Here is a 20,497-nt window from a genome sequence, read left to right on the forward strand (position 1 = left end):
CTAATATTTTAGTAATTCCTCGATTTTAATTTTTACTTTTTCTGTTGAAGGAATCATTGTTTGTTCTAACGTACTATTTAAAGGAATTGCAGGCATATTTTCTGATCCAATGGTTACTACTGGAGCATCTAAATACCTAAAACATTCTTCTTGAATTTTTCCTGCCAAGGCTCTTGCAAATGAATTATTACTTGGTTCTTCTGTAACAACAAGGCACTTTTTACTTTTCTTTACAGATTCCATTATTGTTTCCTCATCCAGAGGGTACAGCGTTCGCAAATCAATTATTTCTACTGTTTCTTTTCTGTCTTTTGTAGCATTTAAAGCCCAATGTACTCCCATACCATAAGTAACTACAGTAAGTGTTTCTTTTTCATCTTGTGGCCATATTTGTTGTACAATATTTGCTTTTCCAAAAGGTAAGACATAATCTTCTGAAGGTTCTATTGTTCTGGCAGCATCTGTTCCTTTAACTTTAGACCAATACAATCCTTTATGCTCTAAAATGACTACAGGATTAGGGTCGTAATAAGCAGCTTTCATTAACCCTTTTAGATCAGCACCATTACTAGGGTATGCAATTTTAATTCCGCGAATATTTGTAATTACCGACTCTACTGATGAAGAATGATATGGCCCACCACTACCGTATGCTCCAATAGGAACTCTTAATATCATTGAAACTGGCCATTTACCATTTGATAGGTAACAAGAGCGGCTCACTTCGGTAAATAATTGATTAAGACCTGGCCAAATATAATCGGCAAACTGCACCTCTACAATTGGTTTTAATCCTACAGCCGACATCCCAACGGTAGACCCAACAATAAATGCTTCTTGAATTGGAGTATTAAATACACGTTCATCACCAAACTTTTGAGCCAATGTAGCTGCCTCTCTAAACACACCTCCTAAACGTCCGCCTACGTCCTGACCATATAAAAGACATTCTTTATGTTTCTTCATTAATTCTTCTACCGCAAATAAAGCGCAATCAACCATAACAACTTCTTCTTTGTCAGATGGTGATCTTTCTCCTTTTTCTTCGGTAATTGGTGTTGGCGCAAAATCATGAGTAAACAGATCTTCAGGTTTTGGATCTTCTGCTTTAAGCGCTTCTTCAAGGTCTTTACTTACCTTATTTTTTGCATCTTCTTCTAACGCATTAATTTCATCTTCTGTAAATCCATTTGATAATAATTGATTTCTTAATACTGGATACGGATCACGAGAACGTGCTTCTTCTAAATCATCTCGATACCACTCCATTCGCACTCCTGATGTATGGTGATTTAATAAAGGTACTCTTGCATGTACTAAGATGGGTCTTCTTTCTTCGCGAATTGTTTTAATAACCTCTTGCAAAGCAAGATAACTCTCTGTAAAATTGGCTCCATCAATAGTAATCGCATCTAATCCATTAAACCCATTAGCATATTCAAAAGCGCTTTGCGCTCTGGTTTCGGCCGCATTAGCCGATATATCCCAACCATTATCTTGTACTAGGTACAATATTGGTAACTGTTTTAAAGCCGCCATTTGAAAAGCTTCTGCTATCTCTCCTTCGGTAACCGATGCATCACCTAACGAGCACACGACCAGAGGCGCAGCCATAGGCTGTTTTACTATCTCACTCTTATCTAAATCATCTTGCGAAGTGTGATCAATTCCTATTATTTCTTTATACTGCATTCCCATAGCAACCCCGGTAGCAGGAATTGCCTGCATTCCTGTTGCAGAGGATTGATGAGGAATTTTAGGCTTATCAGCATCCCGCAAACTAGGATGTGAATAATATGTTCTTCCACCAGAAAAGGGATCTTCCTTTTTAGCCAATAACTGTAGCATTAAATCATATGGTCGCATTCCTATACCTAGCAATAAAGAATCATCACGATAATAAGGAAATGCATAATCTTGAGGTAGCAACTGCATAGCTAATGCTATCTGAATTGCCTCATGCCCTCTTGATGTAGCATGTACATATTTTGATACCGTTTTAAAATTCTCTTCATAAAGCTCTGTCATACTTTTTGCAGTACACAATGTAGAGAATGCCTTTTGTAATATTTCTTTTGTTATTGTTTTTTGGGCTAACATATTTTTCAATTTTTGACTTACGATATTTCAGTATTGTCTTCTTGTAAGTCGCAAGTTCAAATTATCCTACTTTTTCTTCAACATCTACTGGTATTATCCAGCCATGGATATCATCTCTCTTTTGCACTTTAATTTCATCCAAAGTATTTTTTACATCGATACTTACTGGATTAGTTTCGGGTAATGTAATCACCTCATCCTCATAACCTATTGCCTCTACCATTGCTATTGCAACTGCAGTTCCTGTCCCAAAAGCTTCTTCAAGCTTTCCTTCTTTGGAATATGCAATAACTTCGTCGATCGTAATCGGTCGCTCTTCTACTTCAAAACCTTTATCTTTTAGTAATGTGATTACACTATCTCTTGTAATTCCTTTTAGTATAGAGCCATTGGTACTTGGTGTAATAAACTTACCAGCTACTTTAAAAAAGATATTCATTGTTCCTACTTCTTGAACATATTTATGCTCATTGGCATCTAACCATAACACTTGGTCATATCCTTTGGCTTTAGCCTTTTCTGTAGGTAAAATAGCTGCCGCATAATTACCCGCCGCTTTTGCTTCTCCTGTTCCCCCATCGGCTGCCCGTATATATTCTGTTTCTGCGTATAGTCTAATTTTTTTTGTAAAAAATGGGCCAGCAGGAGAGCATATTACAATAAACTTGTAGCTTGTTGCGGCTCTCATTCCTATAAAAGGTTCATCTGCATACATAAAAGGGCGCAAGTATAATGCACTTCCTTCTTGTGGTGGAATCCAAGCCTGTTCTATACCTACAATTTGCTTTACCGCTTCAACAAATAGTTTTTCTGGCACTGCCGGCATTCCCATTCTGGCTGCGCTATGATTAAATCGTTTGGCATTCTCTTCGGGTCTAAACAACAACGGTGTATTATTATTTCCAACTGTTGCTTTCATTCCTTCAAAAATGGCCTGTCCGTAATGTAACGCCATTGCCGCAGGATGTGTGGGAATTAATTCTAAAGGTTCAATTCTTGGGTTATTCCATTTTCCGTCTTCATATTCACAAATAAACATATGATCCGTAAAAGTTCTTCCTAAAGGAATAGTAGAAAAATCGATATCCTTTAGTTTAGAATTTGTGGTTCTTGTAGTTTTAATCTGCATTTCCATTTTTTTTATTTAGTGCACATCCCTTTGGGTCGGGCTATTCGCTATATCTTTTTTAATTTTTCGCACTTCGACAAGCCTAGTGTGACAATTAAAAAGGATACCACTTCTATCCCTTGCGCATTTAATTTATATTTCTCTATTGCTATCAAAAGCTTCTAACTCATCTCCTACTTTACGTAAAAATGATCCTCCTAAGAAGCCATCTACAACTCTATGATCAAAGGATAGTGATAAATACATCATACTTCTAATAGCTATCTCATCTCCTTTTTCTGTTGTAATCACTTCTGGTCGTTTTTTAATAATCCCTAAAGCTAGTATCGCAACCTCAGGTTGATTTATGATTGGTGTCCCCATTAAGCTACCAAATGTTCCTACATTAGAAATTGTGAAGGTACTTCCCCCGATCTCATCAGGTTTTAATGCATTATTTCTTGCACTATTTGCCAAGTGATTTACATTTTTTGCTAACCCCAAAAGATTCTTTTCATCTGCATTTCTTACAACAGGAACAATTAGGTTTCCACTTGGTAATGCTGTCGCCATACCTATGTTTATATCTTTACGGACGACTATATTTTTATCATCTACAGAAACATTGATCATTGGGTATTCTTGAATAGCTTTGGCAACTGCTTCAACAAAAATGGGAGTATATGTTAGTTTCTCACCATGTTTCTCTTGAAATTCAATCTTCACTTTATTTCTCCAATTAACAATATTGGTGACATCAACTTCGATATAACTGGTGACATGTGGCGATGTATGTTTAGAATACACCATATGATCTGCAATCATTTTGCGCATACGATCCATTTCTACAATGCGATCTTTTCCTTCTGTAAATGGGATCTGTGGTGCAGCATAGGTTGATTTTTGTACCTGTGGTGCTTGAGGTATGCTTTGTAGCGGATATTTTCTGTGCTTTAAGTATTGCATCACATCACTTTTGCGAATTCGTCCATCTACTCCCGTTCCAGGGATACTTTGCACTTCTTCTAGCGATAAATTTTCTTTTTGGGCAATACTTATAATTAACGGTGATAAAAATGCATCTGGATTAACTACCAATTTTTGTTGAACCACACCTACCTTTACGGCATTATTATTACTCTTGACAATATCTCTTTTAGGAGTATCTTTTTTAGAAATAGAGGTATTCTCTTCTTCTTTTACTTCTGTAGCTACTTGGCTAGCATCTGCATGTATTAAAGCAATAACTTTTCCTATCTCGACTACTTCATTAGGCTCAAACAATATTTTAGCAATTACTCCAGTACAAGGAGAAGGAACTTCAGAATCCACTTTATCTGTAGCCACTTCAAGGATCGTTTCATCTTCTTCTACAGAATCTCCAACCTTCTTTAACCAATTAAGAATGGTAGCTTCTGATATACTTTCACCCATTTTGGGCATTTTTAATTCTACTGTTGTCATTTGGTTAACTAATGTTCGTTAGTTTATGATTTATATATTGTCTATAGACCTCATACGCTTTTAAAACCTATTGGGTCTCTTCGTTATTTGTTTCTAAATTCTTCTAATGTTTTATAAAACGCTTCTTGAGTAGATCTTTGTTTTGGTACTTCTTGCAAAGGCTCTACTTCTTTTAATGATTCAAAACAATCCGCAGGTAACTGTTGATACAACTTAGTTCCTTTTGTTTTCCAGTCGATCATATCATCGCTTACCTCTTTGATTACTTTGGCTGGATTACCTACAATTAAACTTCGAGCAGCAAAGATGGTTTTAGCTTTTACAAAGGACATCGCTCCTACAATACATTCATCTCCTATTTCTGCGTCGTCCATAATTACCGTATTCATACCAATCAAACAATTACGTCCTAAATTGGCTCCATGTACTACCGCTCCGTGTCCAACATGTGCACTTTCTTTTAATATAATTGATTTACCAGGAAACATATGCACTGTACAATTTTCTTGTACATTAACACCATCTTCAAGAATAATTTCTCCCCAGTCTCCTCGTATTGCTGCACCAGGACCTATGTAACAATTTTTACCAATAATTACATTTCCTGTTACTGCAGCAAGAGGATGCACAAAACTAGATTCGTGCACTACGGGTATATATCCTTTGAAGCTATATATCATTTAAACCTTTTTAGTGTTTCTTTTGTAAATTCACTTAGCACTAATCTGCCACTGATTACAGCCCTATCTGCTAATAAAGTATCCCAATTTTCTGTACCCGCCCAGAACGCTTTTTTCATCTCGGCCATAGCTTCAGGATTATAAGAGCATAAATGTTCTGCAAAAGTTTTTACTTCTTCGTCTAATGTTTCTATATCTTCAAAAACTTTAGTGAACAACCCTTTATCTTTTGCCCACTCGGCATCATAAAACGAATTTGCATCTATGGCAATCTGGGTCATTGCTGATAGTCCTATTTTACGTTCGACCGCAGGTCCAACTACAAATGGGCCAATACCAACATTAAGTTCACTTAATTTTATAGACGCGTATTTTGTTGCCATACAATAATCCGTAGCTGCTGCAACTCCTACTCCACCTCCAACAGTCTTTCCTTGGATTCTTCCGATAATAAACTTTGGACACTTGCGCATCGCATTAATTACGTTAGCAAAGCCTGAGAAAAATACCTTTCCTGTTTCGGCATCATCAATCGTTATAAGTTCTTTAAAACTAGCTCCTGCACAAAAGGTTCTGTCTCTTCCACTTTTTAAAACAATGACTTTTATATCCTCATTTTCTCCGGCATCGGTAATCGTTTGAGCTAATTTTGCCAGAATATCTCCTGGTAATGAATTATGAGCAGGGTGAAAAAACTCTATAATCCCTACTTGATTTTCTATAGTTATGTTAACGTATGGTTGTGTCATAATATTTGTTTTGTTATAACATACATCTGTATAGTATGTACAACACTTAATTAGTATTTAATCAAAAAGTCCAAACTGCTCGAAATGATGATTTAAATGCTTTACATTTAATAAATCCCATTCAAATTTATTCATATCGCCAAACACAGCATTTTTTGTAATCGCCTCAGGATTCTCTTTAAAATATGCTTCAAACTCATCAAAAGCTTCTAACAATTTTGTTTTGGCAGCGATTAAATTTTCATGTACCAAATCCTCTACAATTCCTTCTTTCATTAAGGGGTGTTGATGCCCCTCTGGCATTGGTTTATGGTTATACACCATTTCCTGTACTTTCTCTAAATATTTTTCTGGAGTAGCGATTTCAAAATCTTGAATTTCCCCAGCTCCTATTCTAATGGTCTTTTCTACATGCTCTATCATATGTTGAGCAGTCATAATTCCCCATTTAGGTTTTATACCTTCATTAAGTTTGGATAAATATCCCTCTATATTTGATCGATTCACTTGTACAAATGGAGATTTTTTTTGTACCATCGTTAAAATGGTGGCAATTGCAGTTAACTCATCTTCTTGATCAAATACTTCTACAAACCATTTTACAATTCCGCTTGGCAGTTCTTTACCACGGTGATCACGATCGATTTTTTGTTTGCAAGTTAATCTAACATATACCGTATCATTATGATATATTGGTCGTAAAAAACGACATTCTTCTAACCCATAGTTTGCAGCCACTGGGCCTTTATTAGGGTATACAAATAGACCAGCCGCCGCCGCCAAGATAAAGTATCCGTGGGCAGTACGTTTTTCAAAAATACTACCGTCTAAAGATGTAATATCCGTATGGGCATAGAAATGATCCCATGTTAGATTTCCGAAATTAATAATATCAGTATCTGTTACCGTACGCTTATGGGTTTTAATCGACATCCCTGGTTGGATATCTTCCCAGTGATACGAAAATGGATGTTGTTCTGATTTTTTATAAGCTGAATTTGCTTGATAAATTCCTGTAACTTCTGTTAAAGTAGTTGGTGTACCTTGAATAGCACATCTCTGCATATAATGCTTGATACCTCGCATTCCTCCCATTTCTTCACCGCCTCCTGCTCTTCCGGGTCCTCCATGTGTAAGCATCGGTAGTGGAGAACCATGACCTGTACTTTGCCTTGCATTTTCTCTGTTTCCTATCAAAATACGTCCGTGATGAGACGCTGCTCCAACCACATATTCTTTTGCAATTTGATCATCATACGTAAAAATAGAAGACACCAATGAACCTTTACCCATTTGAGATAATGTAATTGCGTCCTCTAAACTATCATAAGGCATAATCGTAGATACAGGTCCAAATGCTTCTATTTCATGAACACCTGTATTCTTAAATGGATTATCTTCTCGTAACAAAACAGGAGATACAAATGCTCCTTTTTGAGCATCAGCACCAATAGTTTCTATTTTATCGAGATCCCCATATACTAATTGTGCAGTTTTGGCAATCTCTGCTACATTATCCTTAAAACTTTCGACCTGTTTCTTGCTTGCCAGAGCTCCCATTCGAACTTCTTTCAATCTTGGATCTCCAATAGTTACTTTATCTAATTGCTGACCTAATGCTATTTGTACATCTTCAACTAGATCTGAAGGCACAATTATTCTTCGAATCGCAGTACATTTTTGACCAGATTTTACGGTCATTTCTTTTCTAACTTCTTTGATAAACAAATCAAATTCTGGTGTCCCTGGCACAGCATCTTTTCCTAATACAGACGCGTTTAAAGAATCGGCTTCCATTGTAAAGGGTACAGATTCTTCTATCAATCTTGGATGTGCTTTAAGAATTCTACCGGTATGTGCTGAACCTGTAAACGTAACAACATCTTGAGAAGCTACTGTATCTAATATTGTTTTGGTCATCCCGCTTAATAGTTGCAATGCTCCTTCTGGCAATATCCCTGAATGAATAATTACACGAACTACTGCTTCTGTTAAATATGCGGTTTGGGGTGCTGGTAGTACTACTGCTGGTACTCCAGCCATCCAGTTTACTGCGCACTTTTCTAGCATCCCCCATATCGGGAAATTAAATGCATTTATGTGTACGGCTACACCTCTTTTAGGGACTAAAATATGATGTGCCATGAATCTTCCTCCTCGGGAAAGATCTATAGGATCCCCTTCTACATGATATGATTGATTAGGAAATAATTTACGCAAGGATGCGTTTGCAAAAAGGTTACCAAACCCTCCTTCTATATCTATCCAACTATCAATTCTAGTTGCACCAGAACGATAACTTAATTCATAAAACTCTTCTTTGCGTTTAGTAAGGTACAGTGCAAGTTTTTTTAGCATGTTACCACGTTCTTGAAACGTCATTTTACTTAAAATCTCACCTCCTTTTGTTCTTCCGTATTGTAGAACTTCAGGAATATCGAGACCTTCTGTAGTCGACATACCTATAACTTCTCCAGTTACGGCATCATGCATTATGAGTCCATCTCCAGAACCAGCAACCCATTTACCATTAACGTAATTTTCTAGTTTTTTCATAAATTAAAGGTTAACGTTTTCTATAATACAAGCATATCCTTGTCCTACACCCACACACATAGTGATAAGCGCGTATCTTTTATTTTGTTCTTGTAATTCTAAGGCGGCAGAATATGCAATTCTAGCCCCCGTAACACCCAAAGGATGTCCTATAGCAATGGACCCCCCATTTGGATTAATTCTTGGATCATTGTCTTCTAAACCCCACTCGCGTATGCATGCTAAAGCTTGAGAAGCAAATGCTTCGTTAAGTTCTATAATATCAATATCCTTCATTGTTATTCCTGCTTTCTCTAAAGCTTTGTTTGATGCTTGAACAGGCCCTATACCCATAATTCTTGGTTCTACTCCTACAACCGCAGAACTTACTATTCTTGCTAAGGGTTTCAAGTTATATTTTTGTACTGCTTCTTCTGAAGCAATTATTGTAGCGGCAGCACCATCATTAAGTCCAGATGAGTTACCCGCAGTAACACTTCCATCTTTTTTAAAAGCTGCGCGTAATTTTCCTAATACCTCTTTGCTCGTATTTGGTTTAATAAACTCATCATTAGAGAATAGGATAGGGTCTTTTTTGCGTTGCGGAATTTTGACAGTCGTAATTTCTTTTGCTAGTCTTCCAGATTTTTGAGCAGCCGTAGCTTTCATTTGACTCCAATATGCAAAAGCATCTTGATCTTCTCTTGAAATATTATATTTTTCAACCAAGTTCTCTGCCGTATTTCCCATTCCGTCTATTCCATACAATTCTTGCATTTTATGGTTTACAAAACGCCATCCAAAACTAGAATCATACATTTTAGAATCGTTACCATAAGCAGATGAAGGTTTGGCTATCACATATGGCCCACGTGTCATATTTTCTACTCCTCCTGAGATGAAAAGATCTCCATCTCCTGCTTTAATAGCACGATTAGCATGAATTATGGCAGACAATCCCGAACTACAAAGACGATTTACAGTTTCTCCGGGAACCGTAAATGGCAAACCAGCCAATAACAATGACATTCTTGCAACATTACGATTATCTTCTCCTGCCTGATTAGCACATCCCATTATTACATCATCATATGCTTCTTTGGGAATATCTGGGTTATTTTCTACCAATTTCTCTATAACCAAAGCTCCTAAATCATCGGTCCTAACTGCTGATAAGGTTCCTTTATAATTGCCTATTGGAGTTCTGACTCCATCAATAATGTATGCTTCTTTCAAAATTTTTAAATTTTTAAATGTAAATGCAAATCTGATTAAAACTTGTTTATTTAAAATTTTACGTTTTACAATATATTTATTCTTTCAGTTTTGCTGACAATACCGACTTTTCTATTACTGGTAAATATTTAGATTCTTCTTTTTCCAAAAAATAAGAAGATACCATAATTGTTTTTTCTCCTGCAGGAAAGGCATGCATCATTAATATAACGTTATTACCTTTTTCATTTACTGCCAATAACTTCTCAACCAAAACTTTCTTCCCTTGTATTTCTACTTCTTCTAGTTTCAAGGTTTTTCTTCCATCTTGGTTTTTTGGTTTTTCCTCGGCTTGCCTTTTAAACTCTTCATAAGAATCTGAGGCTAACATTTTCATAATCCCTGCCGTCTTTTCCTCGTTTTCTTTGTTAATGGCATTATCCACTACAAAAACAGTTTCGTCAATTTCCATCTCAATATTATCATTGAAAGCTTCATTAAGTGCTGTTTCTAAATCTTCTGCTGTGTAATCTCCTTCTTCGCTTGTTATCTCAAATTTTGATGGATCGACACCAGAGGGAGTTTCTTTTTTAGTCTTCACCTCTTTTCCACAAGAAATAAGCAGTAAAAAAGAAGCCATTATTAAAATTGTTTTCAATTGTTTAGAGTTTGTGTTTAGTTATGGTTAATATGGTTTATTTTATATTTATTCCCAGTCTTTACCGGTTCTATATACTACTCCTTTAAATAGGGCAACAATATCATTTTTTCTTTTTACCTCAACGATATTAAACCCTATTTTAGTTTTAGTTATATCGGTTACAGCTTCTGCTATGATATAATCTCCTTCTTCAAGCGCTTCAATATGATTAATTGATGTTTCAATAGAAACAGCATATTTACCATGTGTATTTGCTGAAAAACCAAATGCTGTATCTGCTAATGAATAGCTAATTCCACCATGCGCTTTCCCCATGCTATTAAGCATTTCTTTTCTAATTGTCATACCCACTTTACATCTTCCAATCTCGCATTCTAAAATTTCAATTCCGAGCCAACTGCTGTATGCATCCTGACGTAACATTTTATATGGAATATCTTCTGCTTTAATCATACTTTATGGTGAATTACTACTTCTTATTTTTCTGGGATTAAAAAAAGGTTTTGTTTTCTTTATTCATTTTTCTAAGAATCGGACTACATCGATATCTATCTTCATGATATTCGTCATACAAATCATCCAGCATCGTAACACACCAGTTTATACTCTTTTCGTCTGCCCAAGCCAAAAGACCTTTAGGGTAATTCACTCCTTTGGTCATTGCATTATCAATATCTTCTGCAGATGCAATATTCCAAAACAATGTATCAGCCGCCTCGTTAATTAACATGACTAATACTCTATTAAAAATATACTCTGATAAGGCTGTATCCTTATTTGGTTGCGGTTGCACTATATCATCACCATATTCGTAATACCCTTTTCCTGATTTTCGACCGAGATATCCCGCCTCAGACAATCTTTTTTGAGTAAATGAAGGTTTATATCTTGGATCACAATAAAAAGCTTTAAAAACAGTCTCGGTAACGGTATAATTAACATCGTTTCCTATAAAATCCATGAGTTCAAAAGCTCCCATTCTAAATCCTCCCAGAGTTTTAAGACTCCAATCTATTGTTGCGATATCAGCAAAGCCTTCTTCATAAATCCTTAAGGATTCTCCGTAAAATGGTCGTGCTACTCGATTAACAATAAATCCGGGAGTATCTTTTGCGATAGCCACTACTTTTTTCCAGTCCCCAATAATTTGAACAACTTTCTCTGTCGTATGAGTTGAAGTTTGTACTGCTGGAATTACCTCTACCAATTTCATTAAAGGTGCTGGATTAAAAAAGTGAATTCCAATACAACGTTCTGGTTTATCTAAAGACGAGGCTATTGATGCAATTGACAAGGATGATGTATTTGATGCAATTATCGTCGTAGCAGAAACATAGCTCTCTAATTCTGAAAACACCTTCTTTTTAATATCCAGATCTTCAATAATTGCTTCTATAGTAAGATTAGCATCATGTAAGTCTTTTAAGGAACTTACATAGGAAATATTAGATTGAATACGGTTTTTTTCGATTTCATCGATTCTACCTTTTTGGGTCAATCGAGTTAGTATTTTCTCTAAAGCTTGTTTACTTTTATCGAGTGCTTCTTGTCTGGTGTCGAATACTTTTACCACGCATCCAGCAGTAGCTGCAACTTGTGCTATACCACTACCCATTGTTCCAGATCCTATAATACCTACAATCATATTTCTATTTACCTTTAAAAATCGGTTTTCTTTTTTGAATGAATGCATTTACTCCTTCTGCATAATCTTCGCTTTCTGCTGCTTCTATTTGTAAATCTGATTCTACGCTTAATTGTTCTTCAAGAGTATTCACCATAGATTGATTTAACAATCTCTTTGTAAGTCCTAATGCTTTGGTTGGCATCTGTGCTAATTTTAAAGCTAGTTTATTTGTTTCCTCGATAAAAGTATCGGCGGAATATACTTTGTATAACATTCCTAATCGCTCAGCTTCTTCTGCAGAGACTTTATCCCCTAACATCATGAGTGCAGAAGCTTTTTGAAAACCAATTAACCTAGGAAGAAAAAACGTACCTGCACTATCAGGAATCAACCCTATCTTACTAAATGCCTGAATAAAGCTCGCATTTTCTACAGCCACTACAATATCACAGGCCAATGCAATATTTGCTCCGGCTCCTGCTGCTACTCCATTTACTGCCCCTACAATAGGTTTTTCTATCGTTCTTATTCTTTCTATAATTGGATTATAATGTTCTTCTAATATTTTTCTGAAACCAGGGTTCAACTCTGGTGATGTAACTTCATTTAAATCCTGACCTGCACAAAAAGCCTTACCGTTACCTGTTAAAATAATTGCTCTTACTTCTTGGTTAGTATCACATTCATCTAAGGTATTTTGAAGTAATAAGGCCATTTCTCTGTTGAAACTATTAAAAGTTTCTGGGCGGTTTAGCGTCACTTGCGCCACACCATTCTCAATGTGTAATTGTATTGAAGGCATAGTTCTTTAATTCTCTATTTTAAATTCTGGATTATAAATAATTCCAATGATATTGTTCCAAGGGCACTTTACTGATGCTACCACAATTTCACCTCCTACATTTGTTGGTTTTTCATATTCGGAAGCCCCTAAATCCAATAATTTTTGATATGTATTATTAATATTATCTACACCCCAATAAGAAATTGCAGCTTCTGTTTTTTGATCACCATCATTATCTCTTGGTTGTAATCCTAATTCAAACCCTCCGATATTATATCCGATATAAAAAGGCTCGTCGAAATAAGGCTGTTTATCAAAAGCCTTAGCATACCAATCTTTTGCTTTTTCCAGATCACTAACTTTATAAATTGTGGTTCTTAGGCCTAACATTATTTTATAGTTTTGTTTGTACTCTGTATTTTACGATTAAAATCGCCTACTATCATTTAAGACACTTAAAATAATCAAAGGGTTCAAGGCAATCATCACACTGAAATAGCGCTTTACAAGCCGTTGATCCAAATTGACTTATTACCTTAGTATTTGGTGAACTACATTGCGGGCATTTTACTATTCTTTTACCTCCCAGTAGTACTTCTTTATCCGCTTCAGCTTCTAAAGGAGCAGCGATACCATATCTTTCTAAGGCTTTTCTCCCTCTGGGGGTAATCCAGTCTGTTGTCCACGCTGGAGCCAATACTAGTGATACTTCGGCTTTAATATTTACTTTCTCAAAAGCATGAACAATATCATCTCCTATTACATCCATAGCTGGACAACCACTATATGTAGGCGTAATAGTCACTTTTACAATATTATCTAGGACTTTTGCAGTTCGAACAACACCCATATCCAAAATTGACAAAACAGGGATTTCAGGATCATGAACTTCTTCCAGAATTGGAATTAGTTCAGGATCTATATGTTGTTCTAATTGTATTGTCATTTTATAGTAGTTGTAGTCAAAAAAATACGTACAATAGAAAAATCATAAATATAAAAATGCAATTAAATTACCATTTCATATTAGGATATGTTCTTTGCATATATTGTAAATCTGAAAGTAAATACCCCATGTGTTCGCTATGGATTCCTTGTTTACCACCTTTTTGAAACCATTTGGTTTCGGGCACTTTAAGAGTAGCTTCTTCAAGAATTTCACTTACTATCTGGTAATATCTATCTTTTAATGTCTTTACATCGATACCAATATGATGTTCTACTGCTAAAGTATCATCTGCTGTCATATGAAATAGCTCGTCTGTAAATCTCCATAAATCATCTACGGCTTCTTGTACTTTTTCATGACTCTCTTTTGTTCCATCTCCTAATCTCTTCATCCAATCTGATGAAAATCGCTGATGATAACTCACTTCTTTAATTCCTTTTTTAGCTATTGCAGCTAAAGTTGAATCGGTACTATTTTCTAATTCTCTTAAAAATAGCAGATGAAAAACATCATAAAAAAATTGTCTTGTAATGACATACCCAAAATGCCTATTAGGTTGTTCTACTAGAAGTACATTTTTATATTGTCTTTCTGTTCTTAGAAAAGCAATATCATCTTCGGTTTTTTCTCCTTCGGTAAGTTGAGCAGCATATTGATAGTAGCTACGCGTTTGCCCTAATAAATCTAACGCCATGTTGGTCATAGCAATATCTGTTTCTAGATTTGGCCCATGTCCACATAATTCTGATAATCGTTGTCCCAGAATCAAGGCATTATCAGCTATACCAAAGATATATTGTACTTTATTTTCGTTTTTCATTGTAAAATTTGCTTTAATTAGAAACATTACATTTTATTGAAACATTTCTTTGGATGCCTATCACATATGTTTCACTTCATCTGGTAACGTATAAAACGTTGGATGTCTATACACCTTATCGTGAGCAGGGTCAAACAATTCTTCGCTATTATCTGGATTAGAAGCTGTAATATTTTTGGATTCTACCACCCAAATACTTACACCTTCATTTCTACGTGTATATACATCTCTTGCATTTTCTAAAGCCATTTCAGCATCTGCAGCATGCAGGCTTCCAAAATGGCGATGTTCTAAACCATTTTTACTTCGTACAAATACTTCCCAAAGGGGCCAATTATTTTTCACACGTTTATGTTTTAGTAATTATTCTATAATTTGTCTTATGATTAAGAACTTCTCTGATCAAAAAATCAGATTGCCTTTTTAAGTTTCTTATCCTCTTCTTTTTTGGCATATGCCATTGCAGCATCACGAACCCATTTTCCCTCTTCCCAAGCATTAACTCTTGCTGATAATCTTTCTTTATTACAAGGGCCATGACCTTTTACGACTTGCCAAAATTCATCCCAGTCTATTTCTCCAAAATCATAGTGATTTGTTTCTTCATTCCACTTTAAATTTGCATCAGGAATTGTTAATCCTATCAAGTCTGCTTGCGGTACTGTTTGATCTATAAACTGTTGACGCAATTCATCATTAGTTTTTCTTTTTAGTTTCCATTTCATTGACTGTTCGGTATGCACCGATTCTGCGTCTGTAGGTCCAAGCATCATTAATGCTGGCCACCACCATCTGTCTAAAGCATCCTGAGCCATTGCTTTTTGCTCTGGCGTTCCCTTAGCAAGAGTCATCATAATTTCATATCCTTGTCTTTGATGAAAACTTTCTTCCTTACACACTCTTACCATAGCCCTTGCGTATGGTCCATAAGACGTGCTGCAAAGTGGTACTTGATTGATAATAGCGGCACCATCTACCAGCCAACCAATGGCTCCTATATCTGCCCAAGTAATCGTTGGATAATTAAAAATACTAGAATATTTTGCCTTACCTGTATGTAGTTGATCGTATAACTCATCTCTAGAAATACCTAAAGTTTCACAAGCACTGTATAAATACAAACCATGTCCTGCTTCATCTTGTACTTTAGCCAATAATGCTACTTTTCTTCTCATCGATGGGGCTCGGGAAATCCAATTCCCTTCAGGAAGCATTCCTACAATTTCAGAATGAGCATGCTGAGAAATCTGACGAATATGGGTTTTTCGATACTTCTCGGGCATCCAATCTTTTGGCTCGATCTTTTCATCTCTGGCAATCCTTTGATCAAAGATCTCCTCTAAATTTTTTATTTCTTTTTCGCTCATAACAATCTGTTTTTATTATGAAAATGAATTCTATTGTATACAATCAAAATGATGTAAAAACATCATTACACGTCAAAATCTACAACTACTTTTTCTGTTGTAGGTACTGCTTGGCACGATAGAACTAGACCTTTTGCTACTTCGTCCGGTTCTAACGCATAATTTATTTTCATTTCTACCTCTCCTTCGATAACTTTACATTTGCAGGTACTACAAACACCACCTTTACATGCATAAGGCAAATCCGCTCCTGATGCTAGTGCGCCATCTAAGATGTTGTCATAATCATCATCCATTGCAAAGTGAAATTCTTTTCCTCCATCAATAATTGTGACTTCGGTACCGTCGAATTTATGCTCTGCTACTTCTGCTGCCCGTTTTTGATCTTCTTCTGTTCCTCCAGAAAAGAAGAGCTCATAATTCACTTTATCTTTTGACAAACCTGCATTTACCAACTCATCTCTTATTAAAAAAATCATTTCTTCTGGACCGCAAACGAAACATTCATCTATACTTGAGACATCAATAATTTTACTTGTTAACTCTTGTATTTTTTCTGCAGTAAATCTTCCATTAAGCAATGGTATATCTCTTTGTTCTTTAGTTAAGAAATAAAATATCTCTAACCGGCCAAAGTACTTATTTCTAAGTGCTTCTATCTCTTCTTTAAAGATAATTGATTTAGCGTTTCGATTCAAATAAAACAGTTTAAAAGTACTATTTGGCTCTTTGGCCAAATGGGTTTTAATAATCGACAACACAGGAGTAATACCACTACCAGCAGCAAAAGTTATGTAGTTTTTTGCTTTCGCAGGCTCTACTTCAACAAAGAAATTTCCTAAAGGAGGCATTAAATCTATAAAATCACCTTCTTTAAGAATATCATTCGCGTAATTCGAGAACACTCCTCCATTTATTCTTTTAACAGCAACCTGCCATTTGTTTTCAACAGGGCTTGAACATAGAGAATACGATCGTCTAACCTCGTCACCATTAATCAAAGTTTTTAGCGTAAGGTGTTGACCTTGCTTATACAAAAACTGTTCTTTTAACTCTTCAGGAATGTCAAAAGTAATCGAAGTGCAATCCTTAGTTTCTTTTGTTAATCGAGAAACTCGTATGGGATAAAAATCAGTCATACAGTTTATTTAACTAAAACGTTATAGTAGAACAAAACTAACAATTGTTAGTTTTATATACAAACTAATTGTTTGTTAATTTTTTACCGCAGCGGATTATTACCTATACAATCCCCTTAAGTAGAACAGACATCATATCACGTTTAAGTATGTCTGCATCGATATTTTTTTGTTTGGGATACCATAAATAAAGAGTTCTAAGCGTTGACAATGTTGAAAACACCATTATCTCAATATTATACGATTTAATATCCCCTTTATCTACACCTTTATACACTATGTTTCTAAAACTTTCTTCATATTCATGCCTCATTTTTTCAAAATATTGAAGGTTTTCTTCTTCTAAATGCATCCAATCATTATTTAGAGAAGCTAATCCATCTGAATTCCTTAACGTAACATCTATATGCAGGTTTATTATGTTTTGTAGTTTCTGAATTGCATTTTGATCAGAATTTGCAATTTGATTCATACCTGTTGTAAATTCTTCTGCTAAATCAATAATGATCGTAGAGAGTATCTCTTGTTTTGATTGTATATGATTGTACAAACTTGCAGCTTTAATCCCCATAGCTTTAGCTAAGTCTCTCATGGTAACTGCACTGTATCCTTTTTCTTTAAAAAGTATTGCGGCTGCATTAATTATTTCTTGCTTTCTGCTTTCGGGTCTCATTGATTGTTAAGTATTAGTTTTTATAGAATATAGGGTTGTTCATATCTTATTTTTAAACCGCATGACTATATCATTTTGACGAATTATACTACAACATAGTCTTTATCACAATTACCAAAAATAAATTTTAATCTCTTATAATACATATTTTTACAAATAAAAACCTAGATTATCGTAATTTAACTGCTTTAACCATATCTTAATTATTCATTAACCCTATACTACACATGAAGCACTTATTTATTATTTTACTTTTCTTCACTTTCTCAAATACGAAAAATTGCAACAATAAAAAAACTACTGATATTCATAAAGACCAAACAATCCAGGAAACAATACCATCCAAATTTTATATTATCACTCTTAATGGAAAAGATATTTCAGAAGAAAAACTTCATATTACATTTGACAAAAAAAGTAATTCAACCTATGGGTTTAGCGGCTGTAATACTTTTTCGTGCTCATACACCGATAATAAAGAAATAGTTTCTTTTGAATCTCCGATTAGTACCAAAATGTATTGCGAAAAGAAAATTAAATTAGAAGACAGTTTTCTTAAGAGCATCATACAATCAAAAAGCAAACATATAAAACAAGACTCTTTATTTTTAAGAGATAAAAACAAAAAAGTTTTAATCAGTGGAATACGCGCAAAAGAAGAATAAGGAATCAATCCTAAAATTAGCGCAACACTTTTTTTGTAAAAGACGTTCTATTAGAAGTATTAGTAATATAAACAAAATACATTCCAGGAGCCCTATCTGTCATATCGATAATTTTTTCGTCAGTTGATAATTGACCTGTCTCAATAGTGCGTCCTGCTATATCAAAGATACTAAAACCTAGTACTTTTCTAGCGCCATTCTTGATGGTGACTGTAGATCTAGAAACATCAAAAAACACATCAACTTCTCCAGCTTCGATAGGAGGATTAACTCCTCCTCCGTTTTCTATTTCCTGAGTAAACGTATCTAAAGTAGTTTTTCCGGTATTCGTAGGATCTAACCAATTTGAAAGTCTTGTTGCATCGGTTGTTCCAAAATCCCAAGAAACATCAAATCGCCCATAAAAATCCGGATCACCATTATCATTTACACCATCGCATGCCGCAGTACCACCAGAAAGCTTTCCTATAATCCTACCTTGTGGATCAAAAAGAGCAGACCCTGACGAGCCTCTTTCGGTAACTCCAAGGTCCCAATCTGTTATATTCCAAACTTCTGTGGTAGGGTTACCATTAAAATTAACAACTCCTTGGGTAGGTGCTTGATCATATCTACATACTTTCATAATATCTCCTGAAGGGTGATGTATCCCCACCACAAAACTTGGAGCTGTACCGCTACGATCCCAACCTGCCCATTCTAGATCCCATGCTGGATCTAATCCTCCATCCAGATTTAATAGTTTCATATCAGACTCACTATTAGATGCTAATAACGTTGCACCACTAGTCGTCTGATTAACCGTGGCATCAGGACTATTTGCTGTTGTTGAACAAGAAGGAGTTGGACTTATCCAATTAAAACGAAATGCCCAAGTCGCTGTTGATCCTGAATCACAATGATTTGCCGTTAGGAAATACGGAGCCTTATCATTTCTTGTATTATTTATCAATGTTCCAGTACAAACAAATCCATTAAGAACAATAAACCCTACCGACTTCTTTAATTCATTTTTTAAAGCTTCAAAATCAGAACCTACAGGACAATCAACATCTTGATTACAATCCCCAGAACTCCCAAGGGCCTTTGCCTGTACTTCGGCATCTGTTACAGATCGATAACCGTGTATTACTTTAGAAATATTCAACATTCCTTTTCCTCTCACTTTTCTAGGCTCATAATACTCTACCCAAATATCATCTCCTTCAACCAACCAAGTTCCTAGCATTTCATCAGGCCGATTAAATATATTTGTATACGCCCCTAAAAGATCTGTTTTATCATCATTATATAAGTATACTGTACCTCCTCTAGGGATTTTATAGGTATTAAAAACAACATTTATTGTTTTGGCCCCATCAGAAACAATATTAATTCTCCAGATTCTATCTCCATTTGGAAGTTCATCCCAAACCCCAGCATTTTTAAACCCTAAATCTACCTGGAGCTCATGTCCAAATCGAAAAGGCACACCCTGTTTTTGATCATTTATTGCATCTTCTGCTTTGATTTTATCCATATCAAAAGTCTCCATTATCTCTGGAGTTATACTCTTTTTGCTTATTAGATTATAACTATGCGGGACTCCTTCATTAGTGATTTGTGCATCAACCATTCCAAAAGCAAAAAACAATACTATTATCAAAACATTATATCTCACAACTCTATTTTTATCTAAATCAAATTTAATCATTTAAAAATAACATGAAATTATCTTAACTTTTAATTTTGTAAATTCTTGTATGTTATAACAGGATATTTTACAGAATTAAAATTACCAACTACTACATCTTGATTGTCTTGTAGTATAACGTATAATTTTACTATTTAAGTACATCTTTCTATTATATAACACATTAACACCAAAACACCCTACTCTTTTTTTAATTTTTTAATCAGCCAGTTATGTATTCTGTCTGGATAAAAAGACAGAATAACGCAAGGGTAGTTTCAGAAATTCA

20 protein-coding genes are annotated in these 20,497 nt (G+C 35.2%); 1 reads left to right on the forward strand and 19 read right to left on the reverse strand.

The window, feature by feature from the left end:
* The 18 genes from AWE51_RS00305 to AWE51_RS00390 form a co-directional block, all read right to left on the reverse strand.
* Complete coding sequence (locus AWE51_RS00305; RefSeq protein ID WP_066307881.1) at positions 1–2,100, reverse strand: alpha-ketoacid dehydrogenase subunit alpha/beta; 2,100 nt, start codon at positions 2,098–2,100, stop codon at positions 1–3.
* A gap of 61 nt (positions 2,101–2,161) precedes the next feature.
* A complete protein-coding gene (locus AWE51_RS00310) occupies positions 2,162–3,229 on the reverse strand; it encodes a branched-chain amino acid aminotransferase (RefSeq protein ID WP_232517313.1) in 1,068 nt (355 codons plus the stop codon).
* A gap of 132 nt (positions 3,230–3,361) precedes the next feature.
* On the reverse strand, positions 3,362–4,672 hold the full coding sequence (locus AWE51_RS00315) for a dihydrolipoamide acetyltransferase family protein (protein WP_066307888.1): 1,311 nt from the start codon (positions 4,670–4,672) through the stop codon (positions 3,362–3,364).
* Between the two features lie 83 nt (positions 4,673–4,755).
* A complete protein-coding gene (locus AWE51_RS00320; RefSeq protein WP_066307890.1) occupies positions 4,756–5,352 on the reverse strand; it encodes an acyltransferase in 597 nt (198 codons plus the stop codon).
* Positions 5,349–6,101, reverse strand: a complete 753-nt coding sequence (locus AWE51_RS00325; RefSeq protein ID WP_066307893.1) for an enoyl-CoA hydratase/isomerase family protein — start codon at positions 6,099–6,101, stop codon at positions 5,349–5,351. The genes AWE51_RS00320 and AWE51_RS00325 overlap by 4 nt, the downstream gene beginning before the upstream one ends.
* A gap of 57 nt (positions 6,102–6,158) precedes the next feature.
* Positions 6,159–8,657 carry a phenylacetic acid degradation bifunctional protein PaaZ gene (gene paaZ / locus AWE51_RS00330; protein ID WP_066307896.1) on the reverse strand — a complete coding sequence of 833 codons (2,499 nt, stop codon included), beginning with the start codon at positions 8,655–8,657 and terminating at the stop codon, positions 6,159–6,161.
* A gap of 3 nt (positions 8,658–8,660) precedes the next feature.
* On the reverse strand, positions 8,661–9,872 hold the full coding sequence (pcaF, locus tag AWE51_RS00335) for a 3-oxoadipyl-CoA thiolase (protein WP_066307898.1): 1,212 nt from the start codon (positions 9,870–9,872) through the stop codon (positions 8,661–8,663).
* A gap of 76 nt (positions 9,873–9,948) precedes the next feature.
* Entirely contained in the window at positions 9,949–10,509 is a 561-nt protein-coding gene (locus AWE51_RS00340; RefSeq protein ID WP_157765992.1) for a hypothetical protein, read from the reverse strand.
* Between the two features lie 48 nt (positions 10,510–10,557).
* Positions 10,558–10,935, reverse strand: coding sequence for a PaaI family thioesterase (locus AWE51_RS00345; protein ID WP_394332223.1), 378 nt, complete (start codon positions 10,933–10,935; stop codon positions 10,558–10,560).
* 67 nt (positions 10,936–11,002) lie between these two features.
* Positions 11,003–12,157 carry a 3-hydroxyacyl-CoA dehydrogenase NAD-binding domain-containing protein gene (locus AWE51_RS00350; RefSeq protein ID WP_066308518.1) on the reverse strand — a complete coding sequence of 385 codons (1,155 nt, stop codon included), beginning with the start codon at positions 12,155–12,157 and terminating at the stop codon, positions 11,003–11,005.
* A 4-nt stretch (positions 12,158–12,161) separates the two neighbouring features.
* Positions 12,162–12,941, reverse strand: a complete 780-nt coding sequence (locus tag AWE51_RS00355; RefSeq protein WP_066307902.1) for an enoyl-CoA hydratase-related protein — start codon at positions 12,939–12,941, stop codon at positions 12,162–12,164.
* Positions 12,942–12,947: 6 nt separating this feature from the next.
* Positions 12,948–13,313 carry a VOC family protein gene (locus AWE51_RS00360; protein ID WP_066307905.1) on the reverse strand — a complete coding sequence of 122 codons (366 nt, stop codon included), beginning with the start codon at positions 13,311–13,313 and terminating at the stop codon, positions 12,948–12,950.
* A 52-nt stretch (positions 13,314–13,365) separates the two neighbouring features.
* Positions 13,366–13,869, reverse strand: a complete 504-nt coding sequence (gene paaD, locus AWE51_RS00365) for a 1,2-phenylacetyl-CoA epoxidase subunit PaaD (protein ID WP_066307907.1) — start codon at positions 13,867–13,869, stop codon at positions 13,366–13,368.
* Between the two features lie 67 nt (positions 13,870–13,936).
* Positions 13,937–14,692: a 1,2-phenylacetyl-CoA epoxidase subunit PaaC gene (gene paaC / locus AWE51_RS00370; RefSeq protein WP_066308522.1), complete on the reverse strand. Its 756-nt coding sequence runs from the start codon at positions 14,690–14,692 to the stop codon at positions 13,937–13,939.
* 60 nt (positions 14,693–14,752) lie between these two features.
* Positions 14,753–15,037, reverse strand: coding sequence for a 1,2-phenylacetyl-CoA epoxidase subunit PaaB (paaB, locus tag AWE51_RS00375; RefSeq protein ID WP_066307909.1), 285 nt, complete (start codon positions 15,035–15,037; stop codon positions 14,753–14,755).
* 65 nt (positions 15,038–15,102) lie between these two features.
* Entirely contained in the window at positions 15,103–16,059 is a 957-nt protein-coding gene (paaA, locus tag AWE51_RS00380; protein ID WP_066307911.1) for a 1,2-phenylacetyl-CoA epoxidase subunit PaaA, read from the reverse strand.
* 65 nt (positions 16,060–16,124) lie between these two features.
* The gene (gene paaE, locus AWE51_RS00385; protein WP_066307912.1) at positions 16,125–17,198 is read right to left on the reverse strand and encodes a 1,2-phenylacetyl-CoA epoxidase subunit PaaE; all 1,074 of its coding nucleotides are present in this window, start codon (positions 17,196–17,198) and stop codon (positions 16,125–16,127) included.
* Between the two features lie 103 nt (positions 17,199–17,301).
* Positions 17,302–17,871, reverse strand: a complete 570-nt coding sequence (locus AWE51_RS00390; RefSeq protein WP_066307917.1) for a TetR/AcrR family transcriptional regulator — start codon at positions 17,869–17,871, stop codon at positions 17,302–17,304.
* A gap of 227 nt (positions 17,872–18,098) precedes the next feature.
* Here AWE51_RS00390 and AWE51_RS00395 point away from each other — a divergent pair, with 227 nt between their 5' ends.
* Positions 18,099–18,536, forward strand: a complete 438-nt coding sequence (locus tag AWE51_RS00395) for an META domain-containing protein (protein WP_066307923.1) — start codon at positions 18,099–18,101, stop codon at positions 18,534–18,536.
* 16 nt (positions 18,537–18,552) lie between these two features.
* On the opposite strand, the gene AWE51_RS00400 is transcribed toward AWE51_RS00395, so the two are convergent.
* The gene (locus AWE51_RS00400; RefSeq protein WP_082832255.1) at positions 18,553–20,229 is read right to left on the reverse strand and encodes a T9SS type A sorting domain-containing protein; all 1,677 of its coding nucleotides are present in this window, start codon (positions 20,227–20,229) and stop codon (positions 18,553–18,555) included.
* Positions 20,230–20,497 lie beyond the last annotated feature (268 nt).

Origin of the sequence: Aquimarina aggregata (assembly GCF_001632745.1) — a bacterium.
Lineage (GTDB): Bacteria > Bacteroidota > Bacteroidia > Flavobacteriales > Flavobacteriaceae > Aquimarina > Aquimarina aggregata.